This is a genomic window from uncultured Virgibacillus sp. (assembly GCF_947495635.1).
GTDB lineage: Bacteria > Bacillota > Bacilli > Bacillales > Amphibacillaceae > Virgibacillus > Virgibacillus salarius.
This window is the reverse complement of sequence record NZ_CANMAB010000235.1, coordinates 1-404: the sequence shown is the minus strand read 5'-3', so window position 1 is coordinate 404 and position 404 is coordinate 1. Positions and strand designations below refer to the sequence as shown.

Annotated in this window: 2 tRNA genes; both read left to right on the top strand. The window is 47.8% G+C overall.

The features are described 5' to 3' along the window. The first annotated feature begins 155 nt into the window (after positions 1 to 155). Positions 156 to 232, top strand: a tRNA-Ile gene (locus Q1A47_RS20635). A 20-nt stretch (positions 233 to 252) separates the two neighbouring features. Beyond that, a tRNA-Ala gene (locus tag Q1A47_RS20630) sits at positions 253 to 325 on the top strand. Positions 326 to 404 lie beyond the last annotated feature (79 nt).

Here is a 404-nt window from a genome sequence, read left to right as displayed (position 1 = left end):
CGTAACAAGGTAGCCGTATCGGAAGGTGCGGCTGGATCACCTCCTTTCTAAGGATAATTACGGAACGCGAACCATTCTTTACGAATGGTTTGTAAGGACATACTTGGTTGTTTGGTTCAGTTTTGAGAGATCAATTCTCTACTACATAGTTAGATGGGCCTGTAGCTCAGCTGGTTAGAGCGCACGCCTGATAAGCGTGAGGTCGGTGGTTCGAGTCCACTCAGGCCCACCATCTATTATATATAAACACACGGGGCCTTAGCTCAGCTGGGAGAGCGCCTGCCTTGCACGCAGGAGGTCAGCGGTTCGATCCCGCTAGGCTCCATTTTTGTACCTTGAAAACTAAATAAGAGTAACAACGACATCAAACTAAAAGCGGAAGCGAATGTTTAGCGATGTACAGA